We start from the raw sequence: 19,921 nt of genomic DNA on the forward strand, positions 1-19,921 counted from the left end.
TCACACCCACCTCATCCATACATTCAGCCTGACAGACAGTGCTTCGAGGCGGCGCGCCAGCCAGGTATAAAGATCACTGATATAAAACTCGCGAGATATCAACGCATAAAAAATCAACCACACTGGCCGTAACATACGTTCCTTTCTGTGCCCGTTGCGCTCGCTGTAATAGATACGTAACCAGCCAGCAACGATTATCGCCGCCATAAGTATCACCAGCATGTCAAACCAGATCACATCTATTTCAGCAGCGGCGTAGATGCGAGCCCTGAAGGCCTCGTCCGGGTACAGGAACACGTCGAAAGCGTGGCCAATCATGCTGTAACCTAATATTACGATTGCGAATGACAAGATTACCTGTGCAAATAACCGTCCGAGTTTTTCACTACGCATTCGATAGGTTATAAAAATCAATTGGGCGCCGGTTATCCAGCCAAAGAACAGCAGCACCACAGCACCCTGCTTCTGGTAGAAATCCTGGGCAACCAGCCAATGCGCCAGTATCAGGATTACTGCAGGAACCAACAGCGTCAGCAACGCCATCAACAACCATGGCTTACGACCACGCGCCGGGTTTTTTTCGACAACGAAGTCATACATGGGGTCTTTGGGCACACCGTCATTTTTTCTCGCTTCATGGATCACACTGCCCGCACCAAGAAACAAAGTGCCCTTGAATAAGCCATGTGCAATCAAATGGTAAATAGCCAGTGAAAACGCCCCAATACCGGTCTCCATGATCATAAAACCCATCTGCCCCATGGTCGAATAACCCAATGCTTTCTTGATGTCATTCTGCGCAAGCATTAGCACAGACCCGGTGACGGCTGTAACCAGACCGACGACAAACATCCAGTGCATCACACCACCTGTCTCCACAAATACGGGCGCAAAACGATTAATCAGGAACCCCCCTGCATTGACAATACCCGCGTGCATTAATGCTGATACAGGTGTCGGCCCACTCATCGTATAGGGCAACCAGGTATGCAGGAAGAATTGCGCGGAACGCGCAAAGGCTGCCAGTGCAATCAAGGCACCGACAACTTCAACCAATCGCAGATCGAAAATTGTACGTGTATCAGGCGCAGCTGCAATCTGCTCAAATATTTCATTCAGTGACCAGCTACCGAATGATTGGTATAAAAGCGCTGCAGCCAGTATGAGTGGAAGATCGCCAAAGCGATAGGTCATCCAGGTCCAGAATGCATAGCGAAATGCCGGCCTGCTACGCGTGTCGAAAGCCAACAAAAAGTAGAGCAGAACGCCGACCAGATGCCACGCAATCAGCAACGTCACGAGGTCACCTGCAGACACCATCAACAACAGAGTGCCGGACATTGCTGCAAGCAACGCAAAGAAACGTGCATAGCCTGGTTCTTCGACCATATAGCGCACTGAAAAATGATTTACGATAAGACTGATTGCCGCGATGACCAGACTCATCAACGCGCCCAGTGAATCACAACGGATGATGCCCCAGTCATCGAACACCCTGAACTCATTTACCTCTGCGCCCTGCAATGCTTGCCACAGACAAGCGGCCGCCAACAGAAACACCAGCCAGCCAGTGACCAGACTGACCGATGCTGCGCGTTTGGCCAAACGCCCGGAAAGGGACTGTATAATCAAAGCCGCTAAAAATGGCAGTGCGATAACCAGAAGTATCAGCAGTTGCATGATTCGGTTGCCCTCCTTTTCGGATACAGGCTCTTATTAGTCGTCATTACACAAAAAAATAATGGAATTCAGCCGCATCAGTGAAATGTTTCATAAATATATAAAGACATGTATTCACTCCATTCAGCCACAGACGAGTATCAAAAAATTCCGGCAACGGGACTACTCAATTTTTTTTACCGAATGGATTACCTGCAGGTTATAGGTTGGCGTTGTACGGGAAAAAGACATCGAAGATCGCGCAAGGCAGGTGAAATATCGTTGAGCAGTCACCACATCATGATTGATAGAGTTTTATCTATACAATCAATCAGAAACTTTTCTTTTTAATTAGTGGTAAAAACGTCTATAACTGTTTCTGGCGCAGACTGCCTGTGTCTGGCAGCCAGCCTCAACGGAACTGCGACTCCATGACACAGATACACTTATGACATAGCGGGATGATCACACTTAGAACCTACGTCTACATAGACGCACTTCAGCCCCAACTGGCCACCTACATGGCAACTGTCTCGCAGGGATTCCTTCCTGTACCGGGTGATGCCTGCCTGTGGGTGGAAGTGTCACCGGGCATGGCTGTGCACCGCCTGACGGACATTGCGCTAAAGGCGACTCGTGTGCACCTTGCACAACAGGTCGTAGAGCGCGCCTATGGCTCTATGGTTATTCATCAACGAGACCAGAGCGACGTGCGTGAAGCAGGCAATATTCTACTGTCCCACATGCATGCCAGATCCCAGGATCGCCAGACCTGTCGCGTTGCATGGAGTGAGACCATTCGCGGCATGACACCTGACCATTGTGTGTTGATTAACCGGCAGGACCGGCGGGGCTCCATGATTCTTCCTGGACAAAGCATGTTTATCCTCGAAACCGAGCCCGCAGGTTACATCGTCTATGCAGCCAACCAGGCTGAAAAAGCCGCCAGTATTACCTTGATTGACGTACGCGCTGTCGGCGCATTCGGCCGATTGGTGATTTCGGGGCGTGAAGGCGATGTCGATGAAGCCGCTGCCGCAGCCATTGCTGCCGTAGAAAACCCGGCCGTCACATGAACACCAAAGCATAATCATGCATCGACAGGACTTACTTTCTTTACTCGAGAACTATCGCACAACGTTCAATACGGAAGCGGGATATGTAGCGCGCACATGCCATTTTATCAAACAGCACGAAAACTGTTTCGACAGCACGTTGTGGCCAGGGCATATCACAGGCTCGGCCTGGGTAGTCAACCCTGCTCGTAGCCATGCCTTGCTGTTGCACCACCGCAAACACGGCCAATGGTTTCAACCTGGCGGTCACGCGGATGGTGACGCTGACATCCTGCGCGTTGCGCTGCGTGAAACACAGGAAGAAACAGGATTACCTGCGGATGTCATTCATCTGGTTAACGGGCATATTTTCGATGTTGACATTCATCGTATTCCAGCCAGCCGTCTCGGCCCCGCACATCTGCATTATGACATCCGCTTTTTGCTTGAGATAGACGATTCACTTCCAGTGCCCGGCAATGACGAATCGCATCAGATATTATGGATACCACTGGATCAGGTAAAACGCTATAACAACAATCTATCGACGTATCGCATGGTAGAAAAAACGCGCCGCCTACGACAACTTTCATGATGCTCTGGACATCCAGGATTAATGTTTTTGCGCGCTGTTCTTTTTCCTCTCCCTTGCTTTGGTACTTGCCTTATTACTATCCTTGAGCTTGCCGGAAGGCTCTGCAGACGCCAGCACATCGGCCATATCCGGCCACAACTCGATCATTTTTTTACGCATACGCGGCTCGACATCCAGTGAATACTCGAGGAATGTATCAGCCACCAGGGACAAGTCCTTGCTTTTCGGGAAAACCAGGTGCCACTGCCGCATAATCGGAAAACCTTCAACATCCAGCAGCACGACCGGTCCAGTTGGGCCTTCCAGCGACAAGGTATGTAACGACAGTACAGCCAGGCCCAAACCACCGACGACTGCGTGTTTGATCGCCTCATTACTACCGAGCTCCATGCGAATCCTTGGCTTCAAGCCTTCCTTTTCAAATGCACGTAGCGTAGTATCGCGAATACCGGATCCTGGCTCACGCAACAACAAGGGCTCTTCCGCAATACGTGCCAACGGGATGTTTTTTTTACCAACCAGCGGATGATCGCGTGGTGCCAGAACAACCATGGGATTTGGTGCAAACGGATATGATATGGTTTGCATGCCCTCGTCCGGCGCCTGTCCCATGATATAAAGATCGTCCTCAAAATTATTGAGTCGCTCAATGATACGATCACGGTTCGATACTTTCAAAGCCACATCGATGTCTGGATACAAACGACAAAACTCCCCCAGAACCTCTGGCACAAAATACTTGGCTGTAGTCACCACACCCAAACGTAAACGACCACGCTTCATGCCCTTGATATCGGATATTTTCATCTCGAGGTGTGCAAGATTCTCGAATATCTGTCGACACGACTGGTAAAGCTCCAACCCGACTTCAGTCGGTCGCACATTGCGCCCCACCTGCTCGAACAGAGGCAAACCCAGCGCATCCGACAATTTTTTAATCTGCATGGAAACCGTTGGCTGCGTGACGAACAATTCCTGTGCGGCACGCGAGAACCCTCCCAGACGCACGCTGGCTTCAAAAACCTGTAATTGCCTCAATGTCGCGTACCGTATCAGATAATCTGGCATCGCTGCGGGCGGCGTATATCCGGGTTCACTGTAAGGAGGGTTCATATCAATCTCGCTGTTTGACAGGAAGTGATCGCTTATGCGGCAAGTGAGAATATCCAGGTACTATCACTTAACAACATGCGATCGCCAGAAAAGGACATATCAATCAGGCCATACACGATGACCATGGGTGTATGCGCCCATATCAGTACTATTCACTCGATGCGCAGAAGTCTTTTTGACTGACGCCTTAGCTTTACCTGCAGTTGGCGCGTTCTTGCTCTCGATCTTTTTTTCACTGGTCTTTCGCGCCACCGCACCTGATTTACTCTTCCGCATTGAGGCAACCAGTTGGTCGCCGGTCTTATCTTTAGTCGTCACAGTCGGTTCACCACTTCATCTATAAGTTGTTCGATTTCATCTGCCGCGCCTTTGGCGGCAGCGCCCGCATTCAGCACACTGCGCCCCTGCAGTATTGAGTTTCTGTATGCTACGCGCCGCCGTATCGCTATGTCAGCAACGGGCAGACTGATTTCAGCAAGTACCTCACGCATCAATCTCGACAGGCGGGTACGGGGTTCGAGCTGGTTTACCACCAAAAGTGCTCTCAGGTTCGTATTTTCTGCCTGAGCAGCATCAATTTCGCGCTCGACATGTACACTTGCCCAAAGATCAAGCGGTGACGGCAACACCGGGATGATCGCTATATCGCAGCTTGCAAGCGCCTGCCGGGTCTGTTCAGACTGTACCGATGGCGGACAGTCGATAACGACAAAATCATATCTGTCATTGTTTCGGGCCACCTCAATTGCTACATTGTCCACCGCATCGACAACATCCACCAGCTTGTCTGGCGAACCATCACCTGCGATATCACGCCATTGCGAAGATGAACGTTGTGGATCTGCATCAAGCAATACTGTGGCGTAGCGTCGATTCAACCCGCAAGCCAGATTGATACACAGGGTGGTTTTGCCCGCCCCGCCCTTGTTTCCAACCAGCGCAATGGTCGGCATGGCTGCGACCTTATACCTTGTCTGGTGCTGTCAAGGCATCGAGCGAATTTGCAAACTCGCGCTGTTTATCTGTTAACCGATCGCATTTTTCATCGACATGGATCGTGAAATTCGCATGCGTTTTACCAAATCCGATATCAGGATACAGTCCTTGTTGTTCAGACAGATTTGCCGCCTGCTCCAGGAAATCACGCAACGAGTCATAACTGTCAAACTCATAACGCTTCTCGAGGCGTAGCGGACGATTTCTTTCCTGCCATTGCTCTAAACTCATAACCTTTTCCTCCATGCCCGCTCACATCTGCAAGGCCATGCATTCGGAATATTCATCTGTTGAGAACCCCCTGGATTAGCGAGAGTTCTCCTGAGGGGGATCTGATTAATTTGTCAGAACCACCCTAAGCTCTGGCACGTTTCGACGAGTCCTGTTGCAAACGTTGCAACCACGCATCGAGTTCAGCCAGGTGTGCCTGTTCTTCCTTGAGCAAGGCTTCAAAAAACAACCGGTTATCATGATCTCCAGCCGTCGCGCAATGACCTGCTGCTGACTGATACATCATGATCACATCCCTTTCCAGCTTTCTGTCCACATCCAGCAATCCAGACAGATCAGTGGCCAGTTTAACAGGTCGCAATTGTGACGAGGCCGGCGCGACACCAACAGCTAACATGCGTTCGATGATTCGATCAGCATGCTGCTGCTCTTCACCAGCTTCCTTGCGGAAAGCTGCTGCTGCTTCGCTCAAGCCCCAGGTCGCGACAAGTCGCGCCTGGGTACTGTATTGCTGCACAGCAGAGAGCTCGAGACTCAAAGCCCTGCCAAGATAGCCCAGAACAGTCTGATCAGCGCTTGACGTTAACATTTTACTGCTCGCCTGAAACAACAGTCAGCTTAGGCTGCCGCCCTGGACGCTTCTCCACCTGTAGGCAGTACCGGCTCAACCTCGCGGTGAGGACGTGCAATGATATGCGCTGCCACCAGTCCATCACCAACGCGTTCACAGGCATCGGCGCCAGCGCGAACTGCTGCGTTAACCGCACCTGTTTCACCACGCACCAGCACTGTAACATAACCGCCGCCAACAAATTCACGACCGATAAGACGCACTTCCGCAGCCTTTGTCATGGCATCCGCCGCTTCAATTGCAGGTACCAGACCACGTGTTTCGATCATGCCCAAAGCAATACCATAGTTTTCATGAGCCATTGTTTTATCTCCAAACGTATATAAAGAATCAATTGTACCGAGCACAGTGTGCGCGGATTTACTTCACACTGTTACCGCTGTTATCCAGCACCGGTTCAACTTCGCGATGTGGGCGTGCAATGATATGTGCGGCCACCAGGCCATCGCCAACACGCTCGCAGGCGTCAGCGCCAGCACGTACCGCCGCATTGACCGCACCGGTCTCACCGCGAACCATTACGGTGACATAACCGCCACCCACAAACTCACGACTGATAAGCCGCACCTCTGCCGACTTGGTCATGGCATCAGCCGCTTCGATAGCGGGGACTAACCCGCGCGTTTCAATCATACCCAGTGCGATACCGTAGTTTTCGCTTGCCATCTTCATGTCTCCTGTTGAGTCATTGTTTAATTAGTTTCATGTTTAAATAATATTTAAGCCTGGCTGTTACCGGTAAAGATTTCGGGCTCCCATGTATCGATAATGCCGCCAATAGTAAGATCGGTCAGTGTATCGAAGTCACCGGACGCATAACGCGCAGCCGAGCCACTAACGGTAAATACCCAGTTACCTTCACGGGCACCAACAGGATCTACCGCAACCTGGCGTTTCCCGCTCACTGAGCGCAACACCCGCAGGCTGATCGACTGAAGACCATCCACACGTCGGGTACACACCAGCGATGATTCGACCTGCAGTATTTCCATCACGCATTTCCGCCTTCTGGTGGCCAATGGTCGATAATGCCAACGATCGTAAGATCACTGGGATATTCTTTACTGCCAGCCGCTTCACGTGCTGCAGAACTGCCGACACATATGACCCAGTCGCCTGGCGTACAACCAACCGAGTCAACCGCTACGGCCAGCACACTCCCGTCACGCACAACCTGAAGGTGCTTGTGTTCAAGCGTTGCAATACGATTTGTCGATACCAGTGGGCGTTCTACCTGACATATTTTCATCAGTGCGCTCCCGCACGATCAACATCTGTCGTACATGAAAGAATCTGCAATGAATCGTTTCTGTCACAATCACGCGTTACCTGCATAACATGAAGCAAACCTTTCTCATATAACGATGCATAACGCCTCGTCAATGCTTGCGCAACACGCTTACAGCGTTGTTCAGCGCGTTGCCGCGCACCTGGCACATGACCGTGGTAATCAAAACGTACTACCACCGGTATTGGTAAACCATGACCGATATTCAGGCCGGTAAATATCTTTATCCCCACGTCCAGATCAGCAGCACCTTCCTCAACTGTATCAAGATATGAAAAGTACATCAGATTGCGTATCTGCATATCCTCGAAACCGATACCTGCACCGATAAATCTCTCCGCATGACCAATATCCGGATAGCTTTTTCCATACTTTGCCCGCACATAATCAAGCTGAGAAATATTGTTTTCGACAAGTTTTGTCACCAGTCGACACATACCATCGGTTACATCCGGCGCACTTTCCCGAATCGCAGTCGCAACGACATCCAATGCTTCATCGCTACGAGCATTGATTGTCTTGTCATACAGCACGGCTGAATCGACGTACTTGTCAAGCCTCATTTGCCCGGAAGCATCCGGCACATGAACGCGGATTGTATCCGTATCAGTATCCAGTCCGATCAGCAAAAGATCGATGGATGCGCCACAGCAAAAGCCGTTTTCAATGGCCTCTCGAAAGCCGATCAACTTGTCCAGCCCTGCCTGTGCTGCCTTTTCCGTATCGGAACCGTGTGCTGCACACCCTTGATGTTGCGGATCACCGGAACTGAAGTGATAAACCACTACTTTCAGATAACGCGTCTGCTTGTCTGCGCTATTCGGCTTGCCTTCACGGTAGCGTTGCAGCTCGACTTCCACCCATCTTTGAATGTTGTCTTCAACATCAAACATGGCACCAGCATAAGACTTGCGGCGCACTGCACGTGGCGATAGTCTGAGCACATATCGCACCACGTGAGCCAGGCGGCCGTCCGCACAGGGTGAAATATCCATACTGTGAAAACCGCAGTCCTGCAAAAAGTCTTCGAATTCTTCTCCCGCACCAGTTGGCGCGGCACTGTAGAAATCATCACAGAAGCGCTTGTATGTCTGAAATACACACCACGCAAACAGGCGACGCATATCCAGCTGTTCCACCCAGGCATCCGCAAGAACATCCTGTGGCAATTCAAAGCCAAGATTATTGCGTGCAATCCGTTGAGCCTGCGACTCGAAATCCGCATCATGCTGGATTGCTGAAATCTGCTTCAACGTCGGAACAATGTCATCGAACGACTGCTTGATCTTTTCTTCATAGCGCTGCAAACGTGCATTCTCGTCACCACGGACCAGCACATGACCGCCGGGCGCAAGAACACCACGCGAACGCTGCCGTTGAGTCGGCACCGCACCCGGATGGCGCAGGTAAGAACTGTTCAGGTTCCGACTGCTTCCAGACATTCGTTGACGAACCGTGCGTAACATAAGATTTATCTGCTCAACCCGTTGCAATCGTTTTCAGAATCGCCATTCCGGCGCAGGCCGGGATGGTGAATTAATCAGACCTTTCCTGGATATGCGGTTAGCCACGTGCGCCACCTGAATACGTTATCAATGAACCTTTGTCGGTATTACCGCTACCACCGGTAACCACGCTAACCGGCGCAGGCACATCTTCCCGACGCGTCATGGATGCAGCTGGCATAGGCGCTGCTGCAGGCTGACGCAACGTCGGGTTCCGGCGCCTGGCTGATGCGCCCTCAGTACCTGTGACACGATCGCCACGATCCCAGTCGTCACCCGTGATGCGAGAACCGTCCATGCCCTCACCCGTAACACGTGACTTGACTCGCCCATGAACGGTTTCCGCCGTTTTCGCTATCGCCTCTGGCTCCCCACGTGGCCGATCAAACCGTGCCTGTTCTGTTCCTGTCACCTTGCCATCAGCCATATCGAAGGGACCCGTAATAACACCAGTCTCGTACTGCGAACCGGTAACATTGTTCGGATTCATGTCATAGTGGGCAGCATGCGCCGGTGTCTCGACAGTGAAATCACCCCATGGAGCCTGTTCCAGCGACTGTGGAAAGTCAGGACTGCCTGGTTGCGCAGCGGTAGCCGGGCAGGCTTCTGCTACCTGGTCGGCACCAACATACGGCGTGCCGCTCACTGTTTCACATGCACCTTTGTCTGCACCCGTCATGACACCATTGACACCCGGCTGCTGCCCGGTCATCGGTTTGCCCCAGGCGCTGGCCATCGGGCGCATGCGCGCGATGGCTTCCTGTTGTTGCTCGGCCGAGCAGTAATGCAAATACTGTTCGCCACCCGAGTAGGGTGTACCTGTTACTGCCTTGCAGGTGCCCGGCTCATTACCGGTAACCTGCTCAGAGCGATCCGCCAGACTGCCTGTCACATCACGACCTGCCAGAGTCTTTGATTCACCGACTTTACGGTCCTGTGGCTGCGGTGCGCTGTCACAAAACTGGTTGTACTGTTCCCTGGCAACGTAATCATCGCCAGTGACATCGCGGCAACTACCCGCCTCATCGCCCGTCATCTGTTCACGGCGCCCAAGCCGGGTACCCGTAATACTACCGCCACGCAACGTCGTACTGATGCCACCCCTGGGAGGCGCCTGCCCAATCTCTGCAGGTTTTGTGTACTGGGTACCTGTCAGTGACTGACGCATACCATATTCATCGCCGGTTACCGCTTCCGAACGCCCGACATTGTTGCCGGTAACCACTTTGCCCTTCATGGTTTCTGCCATCGAAACCTTGCGGGGTGATTTCGCTGCAAACTCGCCACAGTAGCCCTGCACCTGCTCGGCACTAACATATTCATCGCCAGTCACACGCTTGCAGGTACCCGGTTCATTGCCAGTGACATTTTCGGCACGCCCCAGGCGATTGCCGGATACGGCATTACCGTGTGAAGTTGATGTAACAGTCACCTTGCGCGCCGACGTAACAGGGGCAGCATCGGCCTGACAAAACTCACGAAAAATGTCTGCGCCCAGATATTCGGTGCCAGTGATCGCGCGGCAGGTACTTGGCTCATCACCTGTCATGTTGGCCTTCCGGCCAACCATCGTACCGGTGACTACCTGCCCGCTCACTGTTTCGCTTGCGCCGACTTTCCATGGCGCATCCTGAGCACCTGCCACTGGCTCAACTTGACTTTTTGCCTTGCGTTGACGACCACAAGGCGCCGACTTCTTCTGCCCTGCATTACCACGACGACTACGCTGTTCACGCACGACCTGCGCTAATTCACGACTACTCATCCGGGGATTACTGGCTCTGACTGCCTGTGCTTCACTCACGTTACGGCTCAATGCCGCCTTGCCCCGCGTTGACAACGCCTTACGCCGGGCCAATGCCAACGCTTTACCCGTATTACCAGTGGCCAGCGGACGACGACGCACGACTGATGTGTGCGCACTACGACTGGCGGCACTACTGCTGGCCGACGAGGTCGAGCGCTTTCCTTTACATCCGCACCTGCAACCATCTTTTTGCGTCATATCAGTTGACGTCGAATCAACACCCGCCTTTGAAACGGCCTCGTTATTCGTTGCACGGGTATCGCGCTTACGCTCGGCATTACGCGTACGATCACGGCTGGTGTCTGCGACCTTGCCACGCTTTGACAGTGCCTTGCGCCGTGCCAATGATGCCGCGCGTGCGCCACCACCCGATAAAACTGCTGGCGCAGTTCGCCGTGCAGGAAGCGCAGATGCCGCACTTCGACTTGCATCACCGCCTGTACGTGCTGCATTGGCGGCCGACGCGTTGTTGTCACCTTTCTGTATAGCGGCCTTGCCACTGCTGGACAACGCCTTGCGCCGTGCCAACGCAATCTCTCGACTGCTGAGTGATTTTGCAACTTGTGACATTATTAACCCTGCCTGTTGTCGTTGTTCGCAGACAAATTCGACTTCAACGTCCTTCGTGAACGACGAAGCAAACACCTTGACTTTGTGTGTAGTTGTCGTAACCGATCAAACGAACGTGATGGTCGGGATAACTGCGATGACACGCGTCTACCTCTTCCATAATCCGAACCGGGTCGGTTTCACCAAACATGGGTAATTTCCACATTGTCCAGTAATGATCGAAAGCATTATCCGGGTGCTCATGTTCAATCGCTGGCGTTAAACCCATAGACACCATGTAATTGATCTGGGCATAGACTTCTTCCTGGCTAAACTTCGGCAGGAAACCAAAGGTTTCCAATGTGTTTTCGGTCTGATAATCACCTGTTTGCGACTTGTTCATGGTCATAGCATTGTCCTCAAATTATTCTGTTCTAAAAAAACCTGGTGCGAATATCGTTTATTAGCCGACGTCCAGCTTATCCACGGTATCGAACTCAAACTTGATTTCTTTCCAGGTTTCCATAGCAATTGCCAGTTCAGGGCTGTTCCTGGCAGCTTCGGTAAGAATATCGCGTGTTTCTTTTTCGATTTCACGGCCTTCGTTACGCGCCTTGACAGATGCCTCAAGCGCAACACGGTTGGCAGCAGCGCCTGCCGCATTACCCCATGGATGCCCCTGCGTACCACCACCGAACTGCAGCACAGAGTCATCGCCAAATATAGTCACCAGCGCAGGCATGTGCCAGACATGAATACCACCGGAAGCAACCGCAAATACGCCTGGCAAAGAACCCCAGTCCTGATCGAAGAACACTCCACGCGAACGATCTTCAGGCACGAAGGATTCACGCAACTGATCAACGAAGCCGAGCGTAGAGTTACGATCACCCTCGAGCTTGCCAACAACTGTACCGGTATGCAGATGGTCACCACCTGACAAACGCAGACACTTGGCCAGCACGCGGAAGTGAATACCGTGCTTGGGGTGACGGTCGATTACCGCATGCATCGCACGATGAATGTGCAGCAGCATGCCATTCTTGCGACACCAGTTCGCCAGCCCGGTATTGGCAGTGAAACCACCCGTCAGGAAGTCATGCATAATGATCGGACAACCGACCTCTTTAGCAAACTCGGCTCGCTCATACATATCTTCCGGTGTCGCCGCTGTCACATTCAGATAGTGGCCCTTGCGCTCACCCGTTTCCCGCTGCGCCTTATCGATAGCTTCGGCGACGAATTCAAAACGATCACGCCAGCGCATAAATGGCTGTGAATTGACGTTCTCGTCATCTTTGGTCAGATCAAGACCACCGCGTAAACATTCGTATACCGCACGACCATAGTTCTTTGCAGAAAGCCCCAGCTTTGGCTTAATGGTCGCACCCAGCATAGGACGACCGTATTTATTCAACCGGTCACGCTCAACCTGAATACCCGCCGGCGGGCCACCGCAAGTCTTGATGTAGGCAATCGGAAAACGAATGTCTTCCAGACGCAGATGGCGCAATGCTTTAAAGCCGAACACATTACCGACCAAAGACGTCAGTACGTTAACCACGGAACCTTCTTCAAAAAGATCTATGGGATATGCAATGAAGGCATAAAATGACTCGGAGTCGCCTGGAACATCTTCAATGCGATAGGCACGACCTTTATAGTACTCAAGGTCGGTCAACAATTCTGACCACACAGTACTCCAGGTACCTGTGGAAGACTCAGCAGCAACAGCCGCAGCAACTTCTTCACGCGGTACACCGGGTTGGCCGGTACATTTAAAACAGGCAAGTAAATCTGTATCCAGCGGCACATAGTCCGGGGTCCAGTACATATCGCGGTATTCTTTTACGCCAGCATCATATTGTTTTTGGGCCATGGTTAACTCCTGCATCGATTTAGATTGAGCGAATAATTAAACCTTTCTGTGTTGCGCTGGAGTCTAGAAACAGGCGGGGTTCATGACTAATCGATTTTTCTTACGCATTGCATAGATGAAGGATTATGGATTGAAAATACTGCCCACATTGACTGTAATATATTGATCTGACTGGTATTTGAGTCAATACAGACCAGGCAAAATCCAACCATGAGGCAATGCGTCATTAATAGAAAGTAACAGGGGTTATTGCCAAACCTTGTATTTTGTAGGTTGAGTAAAGCGGCGACCTGATTCTATGTTGTCTCTCAACGCAGTCCCTTCTGCTTCACTCGCCTTCTTGCTCCATTGTGTTCTTTGTTTCGGTTAACGGGGCAGCAGTGGAACCATCTGATTAATTCGTTATTGCGATAAGCGTAGCTACGAAGCAATTTCTAAACGTCTGATGAGTCACGAGAAGATTGCCGCGCTTCGCCCGCAATGACGGAAATTCTGAATGAATCAGAGGCTCCTTGGGCCACACAGTAACTTTCAGTAACCCCGTCGGGTAAAGGTTCATTCAACCGCCAGTATTGCGCCTTCCCCCTATAGCTGCGAACATCGCTACTGAATAAAAACAAGGGCGCAAACGCTCACAAACAAATCATGGCTATAACCCTTGCCAAGCTCACCCGACCAGACGCCAGCAAGGCGCTTCTTCGGGAGCGTCTGTTTACCTGCCTGGACAAGGCGCGGAGCCGACCACTTATCTGGATCAGTGCCCCGGCTGGCGCCGGGAAAACCACCCTGACAGCCTCTTATATCGAATCCAGGAACCACAGAGGGCTGTGGTACCAGGTCGACCAGGGTGACGCGGACATGGCGACCTTTTTTCATTACCTGGGACAGGCTACCAGAAGCGTCACCCGTAGCCGGAAAAAGCTGCCCGCCCTGACCCCGGAATATCAACTCGGCGTGCAGGAATTTACCCGCAACTATTTTGGTGAAGTGTTCCGGCGTCTCGGTACACCATCGTTACTGGTACTGGACAACTTCCAGGATGCGGGACAGGAAGCCGAGCTTTACAAAATGCTGGCCTGTGCTTTCGACGAAATCCCTGAAGGCATCAACGTCATCGTCATCAGTCGCACAGACCCGCCCCGGCCCTTCACCCGGCTGGTCGCCAACCGGAAACTGGCCCTGATCGGCTGGGATGATTTACGTTTCACGCTGGATGAAACACTGTCCATTTCCCGACAGCTTTACCCTGACCGCCCCGCCACGCCTCAATCCATTCAGCACCTGAATGCGCGTATCCAGGGCTGGGTAACGGGACTTATTCTGCTGCTTGAACAGGGCACAGAACCCGGTGAGATCGGGTTCGACCCTGAAGACGGCAACCAGGAGTACCTGTTCGACTACTTTTCCACGGAAATCCTGAATAAAATCGATCCTGATACCCGGCAATTCCTGCTCAAAACCGCGCTGTTCCCGAAGATGACCGTGTCAATCTGCAAGCGCCTGACCGGATACAGCGCAACGCGGAAGATTTTGTCAGACCTGGTACGCAAACAATATTTCACCGTCCGTCATGGCATGCTGAACCCGGGTTATGAATATCACCCGCTGTTTCGCGAGTTCCTGCTCAACCAGGCGCGTGAACAGTTTGACGAGGAAGAATACAAACAGCTGCACAGTCGTGCAGGATTGCTGCTTGCTGACGCGGGTGGCATCGATGCGGCAGCCGAGCTGCTGATACGCGGCGAAAACTGGTCGGCATTGGGCGACCTGATTCTGAAACACGCCAAAAAACAGATTGAACAGGGGCGCAACCAGCAAGTCGCACGCTGGATCGATATTTTGCCTTCCGAGACCATAGAACAAAGGCCCTGGCTGATTTACTGGCAGGGAATGTCACGCCTGCAGTACGAAAACAATGCGGCACGCGATGTCTTTGAGAAAGCCTATAAGCGTTTTCGGGAAGAAGGCGACGTACTGGGCCTGTACATGAGCTGGTGCGGTATCGCCGATTCCTATACCTTTGCGCACGATTCCTTTTCCGGCGCAGACCACTGGATAAAGGAACTGGAATGGTTGCAAAAAACCCACCCCAAAGCGCCTGGCATGGAAGCGCGCGGGCACCTGATCTTCTCCGCCGGACAATTGCTCTTCTGGATCCAGCCGAACCATGCCTCGTTACCCGGGTGGATGGCTAAAATGGAAACCATCTACCGCTTTGTGCCCAACAAGTTCCTGATTGTCATGTCGAGCGTGCAGCTCAGCATTTACTACGCCCAGATCGGCGAGACCTCCAAGGTGCGCAGTATCAGCAAACGAATCGAGAAACTCAGCGCCTCGGTCGATGACAACCTGCTGCTGAAAGCCCTGTTGCTGATGACCAGCTATGCCAACGACTGGATGACCGCCAGGTTTGAATTGAGTTACGAATTTATCGATAACTCCCGACAGAAAATAAAGCATGAAGGCGTCAAGATATTCTCCGGCCTGATGCTGGCCCATGCCCTCTACCACTCAGCCTGCAAACACGACCTGCCGAGAATGAAAATGCTGCTCGACATGTATGGCGAGAGTGTTAACAGCGAGAGTCTGCTGGACCGCGGGCACTACCAGTTGCACCTCGGCTATTACGAGACCCTGTGCGGCAACTACGAACGCGCGATCCAGCATGGAAACATCGCCGTGGAACTGGTTGACCAGGCCAGCGCCCCGCTTCCCATCTGGGTGAGCCACGGCATGCTGACCTATGCCTATATCGAAACCGGCCAGTTCGGGCTTGCGGAAAAACACCTTGAGCAGGTGCGCAGTGTTGTTGAGGAAATCGGCACCTGCGCGGGGAACTGGGTCTACCACATGATCCGCAGCTACCTGGCATTCACGCGGGATGACAAACCGCTTATGCTGGAACATCTGCGAACATGCTTTCGCCTTGGGCGTGAAAAAGACATGAAAGCCTCGGCCATCTGGCCACCCACGCTGGTCAGCACCCTGTGCGGCATCGCGCTGGAACATGATATCGAACCGGACTACGCCCGGGCACTGATCGGTATCTACCATTACACGCCGCAGGATTCCCTGTACATGGGCGAGCATTGGCCCTGGCCTGTCAGACTGTACACCCTTGGCCGATTTGGTCTTCTGGTCGACAACCAGGCGGTGGATGCAGAAAGCCGGCCGTTTGACCTGCTGAAGGTTCTGCTGGCGTTTGGCGGCCGCGATGTGCATATCGACAGAATCATCGATGCCCTGTGGCCGGATGCCGATGGCGACCAGGCCAGATCCAGTTTCAAGACCACCCTGCACCGCTTGCGCAAATCACTGGGCGACCTCGATGTGCTGCTACTGAGAAATCACCGGCTGAGCCTCAACGAGCAATACGTCTGGGTCGACACCTGGGCCATGAGCCGCCTGTTCGAACGCGCGGAACAGCGCATCGGGGATCTCGACACCGTGCAGGCCGCCAGCCTGGCCAACCGGCTGATGCAGCACTACCGGGGACATTTTCTCGCCAACGAAGCCGCCAGCTGGGCGATATCGCAACGGGAGAACCTGCGCAGCCGCTTCGTTCGGCATACCTCCAGCCTGACCCAGGCCATTGAACGTGAAGACAGCCAGACCGCAATCCACTGCCATCAACGCCTGCTGGAAGTGGACCCGGTTGCCGAAATCGCCTACCAGGGACTGATCCGCTGCTACCAGGCGCAGGGCCGGCACGCCGAAGCCCGGGCAAGCTACGAAAAATGCGTTGAAATCCTCGCCGCCACCTCCGGCACCACCCCCTCCCGGGCGACAACCGATCTGCTCGACGCCTGAACACGCCCCCTGTTACCTCTGAGTAACCTCCTGTTTCATAGAATGCACCCGCGTTAGCCAGATTCAGCCATGGCGGTCACCAGCGGACTGGAATAACCAGAATTCTCGGCACATAAGGGAGAGAACACTATGAAATTACATCGTCTGGGCGCGGTCAGCGCCTGCATTGTCAAACATATTTCAGGTCAAAACAGAAACCATAAAATATATAAGGGTAAACTAATGAGAATGAATATTATAAAGCTGGCCTTCCTCGGCGTGCTATCAAGTACAGGCATGAATGCACAGGCTGCACTGATTGATTTAAATCCAACCGCGGATGGTGATGCAAAGACTTTTGGTGGTGATGTTGTAGATACCACCGGCACCACGATCGATTTTTCTCAATCTGGTAGCAACATCCGTAATGGTATTCTGGAATTCGATTTATCTTCACTCGCAGGCAATATCATCACCGGCGCCCGTCTCGATTTAACATTGACACGGTTTGTTTCAAATACAGGAAGTAACCCGGCACAAATCGATATCTTTGCCTATAACGGTGATGGTGTTGTTGATATTTCCGATTATGCTGCACCCGGTACACAGGTCGTCAATTCAAGCACGCCACAAGGTGGTTCAGCCGGTGATGTCCGGTCATTTATCTTCACTGATGTGACGCCACTGGGTGATGCCTTGACAGGTGGTGGTTTGCTAACCCTGCGAATCGAAACGGACAGCTTTGCAAGCATTCGTTTTGCGTCACTTGAAAATACAAACTTGAGTGCGGCAAATCTTAATCTGGAATATAGCCCGGTACCCGTTCCTGCCGCCGCCTGGCTGTTCGGCAGCGGCCTGGCTGGTCTGATTGGTGTGGCCAGACGAAAGAATAAATAATCCTGTTGGCATAGGTGGAGAGTGACAATGAAAAAACGACATATCCTGGGACTGGCGTTGGCCTCGGGCCTGGCAATTTCACCGGCCCATGCGGCACTCGTGAATGCGCCCTTACCCGATAATGCATACATCACCCTGAACGGTTTTGACTGGGCATGGGCCGCACCCTTGCAAGGCTCCGGGCAAACGCCAAGTTCTACTCTGGATTTAAGCTACCAGAGCCAGTTTGGATGGCGTCTGGCCACATTAGAGGAACTTCAGCTCTATGCGCCCGATGCAATCGATTTTGTCTTTGCCGGTGCCAATGTTCCATACCTGGCACCACCACCGAGTAATACTGATGTCGGCAACAACGTTGACCCGATCTCGGGGGCTTTCTTTGATTTTACTACGCCCTCAGATGTAGGCCTTACAGGCGATGCAGCATGTGCTACACCCTATTTCAGCACAGTCTTCTCTGGCTGTAACTGGCGTCAGGGAAAAGGTAATGGTTCCTACCCGCAGGTATTCACGGAATGGGCAGGAGAACCTGGCTCTGGTTCAACTTCGGAGCAGTTGGTCGTCCGTGCCGTCTCTGCAGTACCGGTACCCGCCACCGCCTGGCTGTTCGGCAGTGGCCTGGTTGGCATGATCGGTGTGGCGAGCAGAAGAAAAGCATAACTTACGGGGAAGCCACGAGTAACAGACCCCATCAATAACGATAATGTGATCCAAAGGAAGGAATTCGTGAAAAAGAAAGCAATGGTCGTTAGTGCCATGATTATTACGATATTTTCATCAGCACACGCAGAAGCCCAGAAACGTAATGAAAGAAATATTACCGACCAATTGATACCCAGTGCGGATTACTTCGATGGGGCACGAATCAATGACAAACGGGCAAACCGGATCGCCAAACGCGAAGGTGACAAGTTTCTGGGTGTAAAGCAATGCAGAGATAGAAATAACTCCGGAATAAGAGGTTGTATAGATCTGTCTGTAGAGAAAAATAATGGCAAGCGTTTTGATTATCGCATTACTGACCGGCAATGCTCTGCGAAAATCCTTGCAGCGCAATCCCCTAGCACCAGCACTCGTACCCGCGCCGGGAAAAAGGGAACAGGTATTCGGAAAATCAATGTTGAAGCACGCTGTTATGATAAATACACTGTACTGTTCCGGATAAAACGAGATGTAACTACGGAGCAAAGAAGAAATGCAGTATCACAGTACAGTCGATCTGTTTTACAGATCCCGGCGCTGGCAGGAAAGAAAAGATGGTCGGTAGTGGAAAATATCGAGCAATCGACTACCATCAGGAATCTGGCTGGAATTCCAAAGATGAACTGGCGACTGGAATTATCCGATGGCGCCGGCACTGTATTGGGTTCTGAAAACGGTTCGCAATACCTGACACGCTCCAGGGGCGAGTCATCAGGAGCGCCACGCTCACGGCAACTCACACCCGGTGCACCGGAAAGTAATGAAGACAGATGCGATATCCGGGCCAACACCATCGAATCCGGTTTTGATGCGCTTGCAAGCCAGGCAGAAACACTTTGTACTGTCACTTCATTAGGCCTTGGAACTATTCAATTCGGCTTCGCTGCTCCAGACGATAAAGGTGGACTATATGCCGGCGCTACCATAAATAGCGTCTGTAGTGCGTTGGGAGATAACTACCAGACAAAAGGGGCTTTTATAAGCCAAGCTTACTTTGATTATTGCATAAACACACCTCCCTCCGAGCCTGAACCTCCAGAAACTCCACCTGGAACCCCACCCAAAGAACCGCCAGGCAAAGACAAAACTGAGCCGGCCTGTCCGGATACTTCAAATGTACCTGTTACAAATTCATATTCATTTTATGAAAATGGATTCTCATTCGTCTGCGAAGTCACAACCCAGGAGAGCTGCTCCGTTGACGAGGAAATGAACACTTGCGATT

The 19,921-nt window shown here is 52.2% G+C and carries 19 protein-coding genes; 6 read left to right on the forward strand and 13 right to left on the reverse strand.

Going from position 1 to position 19,921, the window contains the following annotated elements; translation table 11 throughout:
- Positions 1-1,680, reverse strand: coding sequence for an NADH-quinone oxidoreductase subunit 5 family protein (locus ACW81B_RS04330; protein ID WP_491578985.1), 1,680 nt, complete (start codon positions 1,678-1,680; stop codon positions 1-3).
- Between the two features lie 440 nt (positions 1,681-2,120).
- Between ACW81B_RS04330 and ACW81B_RS04335 the strand changes: the two genes are divergently transcribed.
- Together ACW81B_RS04335 and ACW81B_RS04340 are read left to right on the forward strand one after the other, a co-directional pair.
- Complete coding sequence (locus ACW81B_RS04335) at positions 2,121-2,735, forward strand: BMC domain-containing protein (RefSeq protein ID WP_491578986.1); 615 nt, start codon at positions 2,121-2,123, stop codon at positions 2,733-2,735.
- A 16-nt stretch (positions 2,736-2,751) separates the two neighbouring features.
- Complete coding sequence (locus ACW81B_RS04340) at positions 2,752-3,309, forward strand: NUDIX hydrolase (protein ID WP_491578987.1); 558 nt, start codon at positions 2,752-2,754, stop codon at positions 3,307-3,309.
- A gap of 18 nt (positions 3,310-3,327) precedes the next feature.
- On the opposite strand, the gene ACW81B_RS04345 is transcribed toward ACW81B_RS04340, so the two are convergent.
- From ACW81B_RS04345 to ACW81B_RS04400, 12 genes are all read right to left on the reverse strand, one after another.
- Positions 3,328-4,422 (reverse strand): LysR family transcriptional regulator, encoded by a 1,095-nt coding sequence (locus ACW81B_RS04345; RefSeq protein ID WP_491578988.1) that lies wholly within the window; start codon positions 4,420-4,422, stop codon positions 3,328-3,330.
- A 314-nt stretch (positions 4,423-4,736) separates the two neighbouring features.
- On the reverse strand, positions 4,737-5,375 hold the full coding sequence (gene parA / locus ACW81B_RS04350; RefSeq protein WP_491578989.1) for a ParA family partition ATPase: 639 nt from the start codon (positions 5,373-5,375) through the stop codon (positions 4,737-4,739).
- 10 nt (positions 5,376-5,385) lie between these two features.
- A complete protein-coding gene (locus tag ACW81B_RS04355) occupies positions 5,386-5,664 on the reverse strand; it encodes a 4a-hydroxytetrahydrobiopterin dehydratase (RefSeq protein ID WP_491578990.1) in 279 nt (92 codons plus the stop codon).
- Between the two features lie 109 nt (positions 5,665-5,773).
- A complete protein-coding gene (locus ACW81B_RS04360; RefSeq protein ID WP_491578991.1) occupies positions 5,774-6,238 on the reverse strand; it encodes a ferritin-like domain-containing protein in 465 nt (154 codons plus the stop codon).
- Between the two features lie 29 nt (positions 6,239-6,267).
- Positions 6,268-6,582 carry an alpha-carboxysome major shell protein CsoS1 gene (gene csoS1, locus ACW81B_RS04365; RefSeq protein WP_491578992.1) on the reverse strand — a complete coding sequence of 105 codons (315 nt, stop codon included), beginning with the start codon at positions 6,580-6,582 and terminating at the stop codon, positions 6,268-6,270.
- Between the two features lie 58 nt (positions 6,583-6,640).
- A complete protein-coding gene (gene csoS1 / locus ACW81B_RS04370; protein ID WP_491578993.1) occupies positions 6,641-6,946 on the reverse strand; it encodes an alpha-carboxysome major shell protein CsoS1 in 306 nt (101 codons plus the stop codon).
- Positions 6,947-6,999: 53 nt separating this feature from the next.
- Positions 7,000-7,272, reverse strand: coding sequence for a carboxysome peptide B (locus ACW81B_RS04375; RefSeq protein ID WP_491578994.1), 273 nt, complete (start codon positions 7,270-7,272; stop codon positions 7,000-7,002).
- Positions 7,272-7,529 (reverse strand): alpha-carboxysome shell vertex protein CsoS4, encoded by a 258-nt coding sequence (csoS4, locus tag ACW81B_RS04380; protein ID WP_491578995.1) that lies wholly within the window; start codon positions 7,527-7,529, stop codon positions 7,272-7,274. Before csoS4 ends, ACW81B_RS04375 begins: the two co-directional genes overlap by 1 nt.
- Positions 7,529-9,034, reverse strand: a complete 1,506-nt coding sequence (locus ACW81B_RS04385; protein ID WP_491578996.1) for a carboxysome shell carbonic anhydrase — start codon at positions 9,032-9,034, stop codon at positions 7,529-7,531. The genes csoS4 and ACW81B_RS04385 overlap by 1 nt, the downstream gene beginning before the upstream one ends.
- A gap of 97 nt (positions 9,035-9,131) precedes the next feature.
- A complete protein-coding gene (locus tag ACW81B_RS04390) occupies positions 9,132-11,450 on the reverse strand; it encodes a CsoS2 family carboxysome shell protein (RefSeq protein WP_491578997.1) in 2,319 nt (772 codons plus the stop codon).
- A 43-nt stretch (positions 11,451-11,493) separates the two neighbouring features.
- A complete protein-coding gene (locus ACW81B_RS04395; protein ID WP_491579003.1) occupies positions 11,494-11,832 on the reverse strand; it encodes a ribulose bisphosphate carboxylase small subunit in 339 nt (112 codons plus the stop codon).
- A 60-nt stretch (positions 11,833-11,892) separates the two neighbouring features.
- Positions 11,893-13,308 carry a form I ribulose bisphosphate carboxylase large subunit gene (locus ACW81B_RS04400; protein ID WP_491579004.1) on the reverse strand — a complete coding sequence of 472 codons (1,416 nt, stop codon included), beginning with the start codon at positions 13,306-13,308 and terminating at the stop codon, positions 11,893-11,895.
- A 645-nt stretch (positions 13,309-13,953) separates the two neighbouring features.
- Between ACW81B_RS04400 and ACW81B_RS04405 the strand changes: the two genes are divergently transcribed.
- The 4 genes from ACW81B_RS04405 to ACW81B_RS04420 form a co-directional block, all read left to right on the forward strand.
- Positions 13,954-17,118 (forward strand): AfsR/SARP family transcriptional regulator, encoded by a 3,165-nt coding sequence (locus ACW81B_RS04405; protein ID WP_491578998.1) that lies wholly within the window; start codon positions 13,954-13,956, stop codon positions 17,116-17,118.
- 129 nt (positions 17,119-17,247) lie between these two features.
- Complete coding sequence (locus ACW81B_RS04410; protein ID WP_491578999.1) at positions 17,248-17,994, forward strand: VPLPA-CTERM sorting domain-containing protein; 747 nt, start codon at positions 17,248-17,250, stop codon at positions 17,992-17,994.
- A 27-nt stretch (positions 17,995-18,021) separates the two neighbouring features.
- On the forward strand, positions 18,022-18,654 hold the full coding sequence (locus tag ACW81B_RS04415) for a hypothetical protein (protein WP_491579000.1): 633 nt from the start codon (positions 18,022-18,024) through the stop codon (positions 18,652-18,654).
- 66 nt (positions 18,655-18,720) lie between these two features.
- Positions 18,721-19,921 (forward strand): hypothetical protein (locus ACW81B_RS04420; protein ID WP_491579001.1); only part of this gene is annotated, 1,201 nt, incomplete at its 3' end.

It is taken from the genome of Thiogranum sp. (assembly GCF_058323355.1).

What these genes read in the sequence shown, in the direction of transcription:
- ACW81B_RS04410 (WP_491578999.1), top strand. Translation starts at nt 17,248, where the DNA reads ATGAAATTACATCGTCTGGGCGCGGTCAGCGCCTGCATTGTCAAACAT.
- ACW81B_RS04400 (WP_491579004.1), bottom strand. Translation starts at nt 13,308, where the DNA reads ATGGCCCAAAAACAATATGATGCTGGCGTAAAAGAATACCGCGATATG.
- csoS1 (WP_491578993.1), bottom strand. Translation starts at nt 6,946, where the DNA reads ATGGCAAGCGAAAACTACGGTATCGCACTGGGTATGATTGAAACGCGC.
- ACW81B_RS04330 (WP_491578985.1), bottom strand. Translation starts at nt 1,680, where the DNA reads ATGCAACTGCTGATACTTCTGGTTATCGCACTGCCATTTTTAGCGGCT.
- ACW81B_RS04345 (WP_491578988.1), bottom strand. Translation starts at nt 4,422, where the DNA reads ATGAACCCTCCTTACAGTGAACCCGGATATACGCCGCCCGCAGCGATG.
- ACW81B_RS04375 (WP_491578994.1), bottom strand. Translation starts at nt 7,272, where the DNA reads ATGGAAATACTGCAGGTCGAATCATCGCTGGTGTGTACCCGACGTGTG.
- ACW81B_RS04355 (WP_491578990.1), bottom strand. Translation starts at nt 5,664, where the DNA reads ATGGAGGAAAAGGTTATGAGTTTAGAGCAATGGCAGGAAAGAAATCGT.
- csoS4 (WP_491578995.1), bottom strand. Translation starts at nt 7,529, where the DNA reads ATGAAAATATGTCAGGTAGAACGCCCACTGGTATCGACAAATCGTATT.
- ACW81B_RS04385 (WP_491578996.1), bottom strand. Translation starts at nt 9,034, where the DNA reads ATGTTACGCACGGTTCGTCAACGAATGTCTGGAAGCAGTCGGAACCTG.
- ACW81B_RS04395 (WP_491579003.1), bottom strand. Translation starts at nt 11,832, where the DNA reads ATGAACAAGTCGCAAACAGGTGATTATCAGACCGAAAACACATTGGAA.
- parA (WP_491578989.1), bottom strand. Translation starts at nt 5,375, where the DNA reads ATGCCGACCATTGCGCTGGTTGGAAACAAGGGCGGGGCGGGCAAAACC.
- ACW81B_RS04340 (WP_491578987.1), top strand. Translation starts at nt 2,752, where the DNA reads ATGCATCGACAGGACTTACTTTCTTTACTCGAGAACTATCGCACAACG.
- ACW81B_RS04335 (WP_491578986.1), top strand. Translation starts at nt 2,121, where the DNA reads ATGATCACACTTAGAACCTACGTCTACATAGACGCACTTCAGCCCCAA.
- ACW81B_RS04405 (WP_491578998.1), top strand. Translation starts at nt 13,954, where the DNA reads ATGGCTATAACCCTTGCCAAGCTCACCCGACCAGACGCCAGCAAGGCG.
- ACW81B_RS04415 (WP_491579000.1), top strand. Translation starts at nt 18,022, where the DNA reads ATGAAAAAACGACATATCCTGGGACTGGCGTTGGCCTCGGGCCTGGCA.
- ACW81B_RS04390 (WP_491578997.1), bottom strand. Translation starts at nt 11,450, where the DNA reads ATGTCACAAGTTGCAAAATCACTCAGCAGTCGAGAGATTGCGTTGGCA.
- csoS1 (WP_491578992.1), bottom strand. Translation starts at nt 6,582, where the DNA reads ATGGCTCATGAAAACTATGGTATTGCTTTGGGCATGATCGAAACACGT.
- ACW81B_RS04360 (WP_491578991.1), bottom strand. Translation starts at nt 6,238, where the DNA reads ATGTTAACGTCAAGCGCTGATCAGACTGTTCTGGGCTATCTTGGCAGG.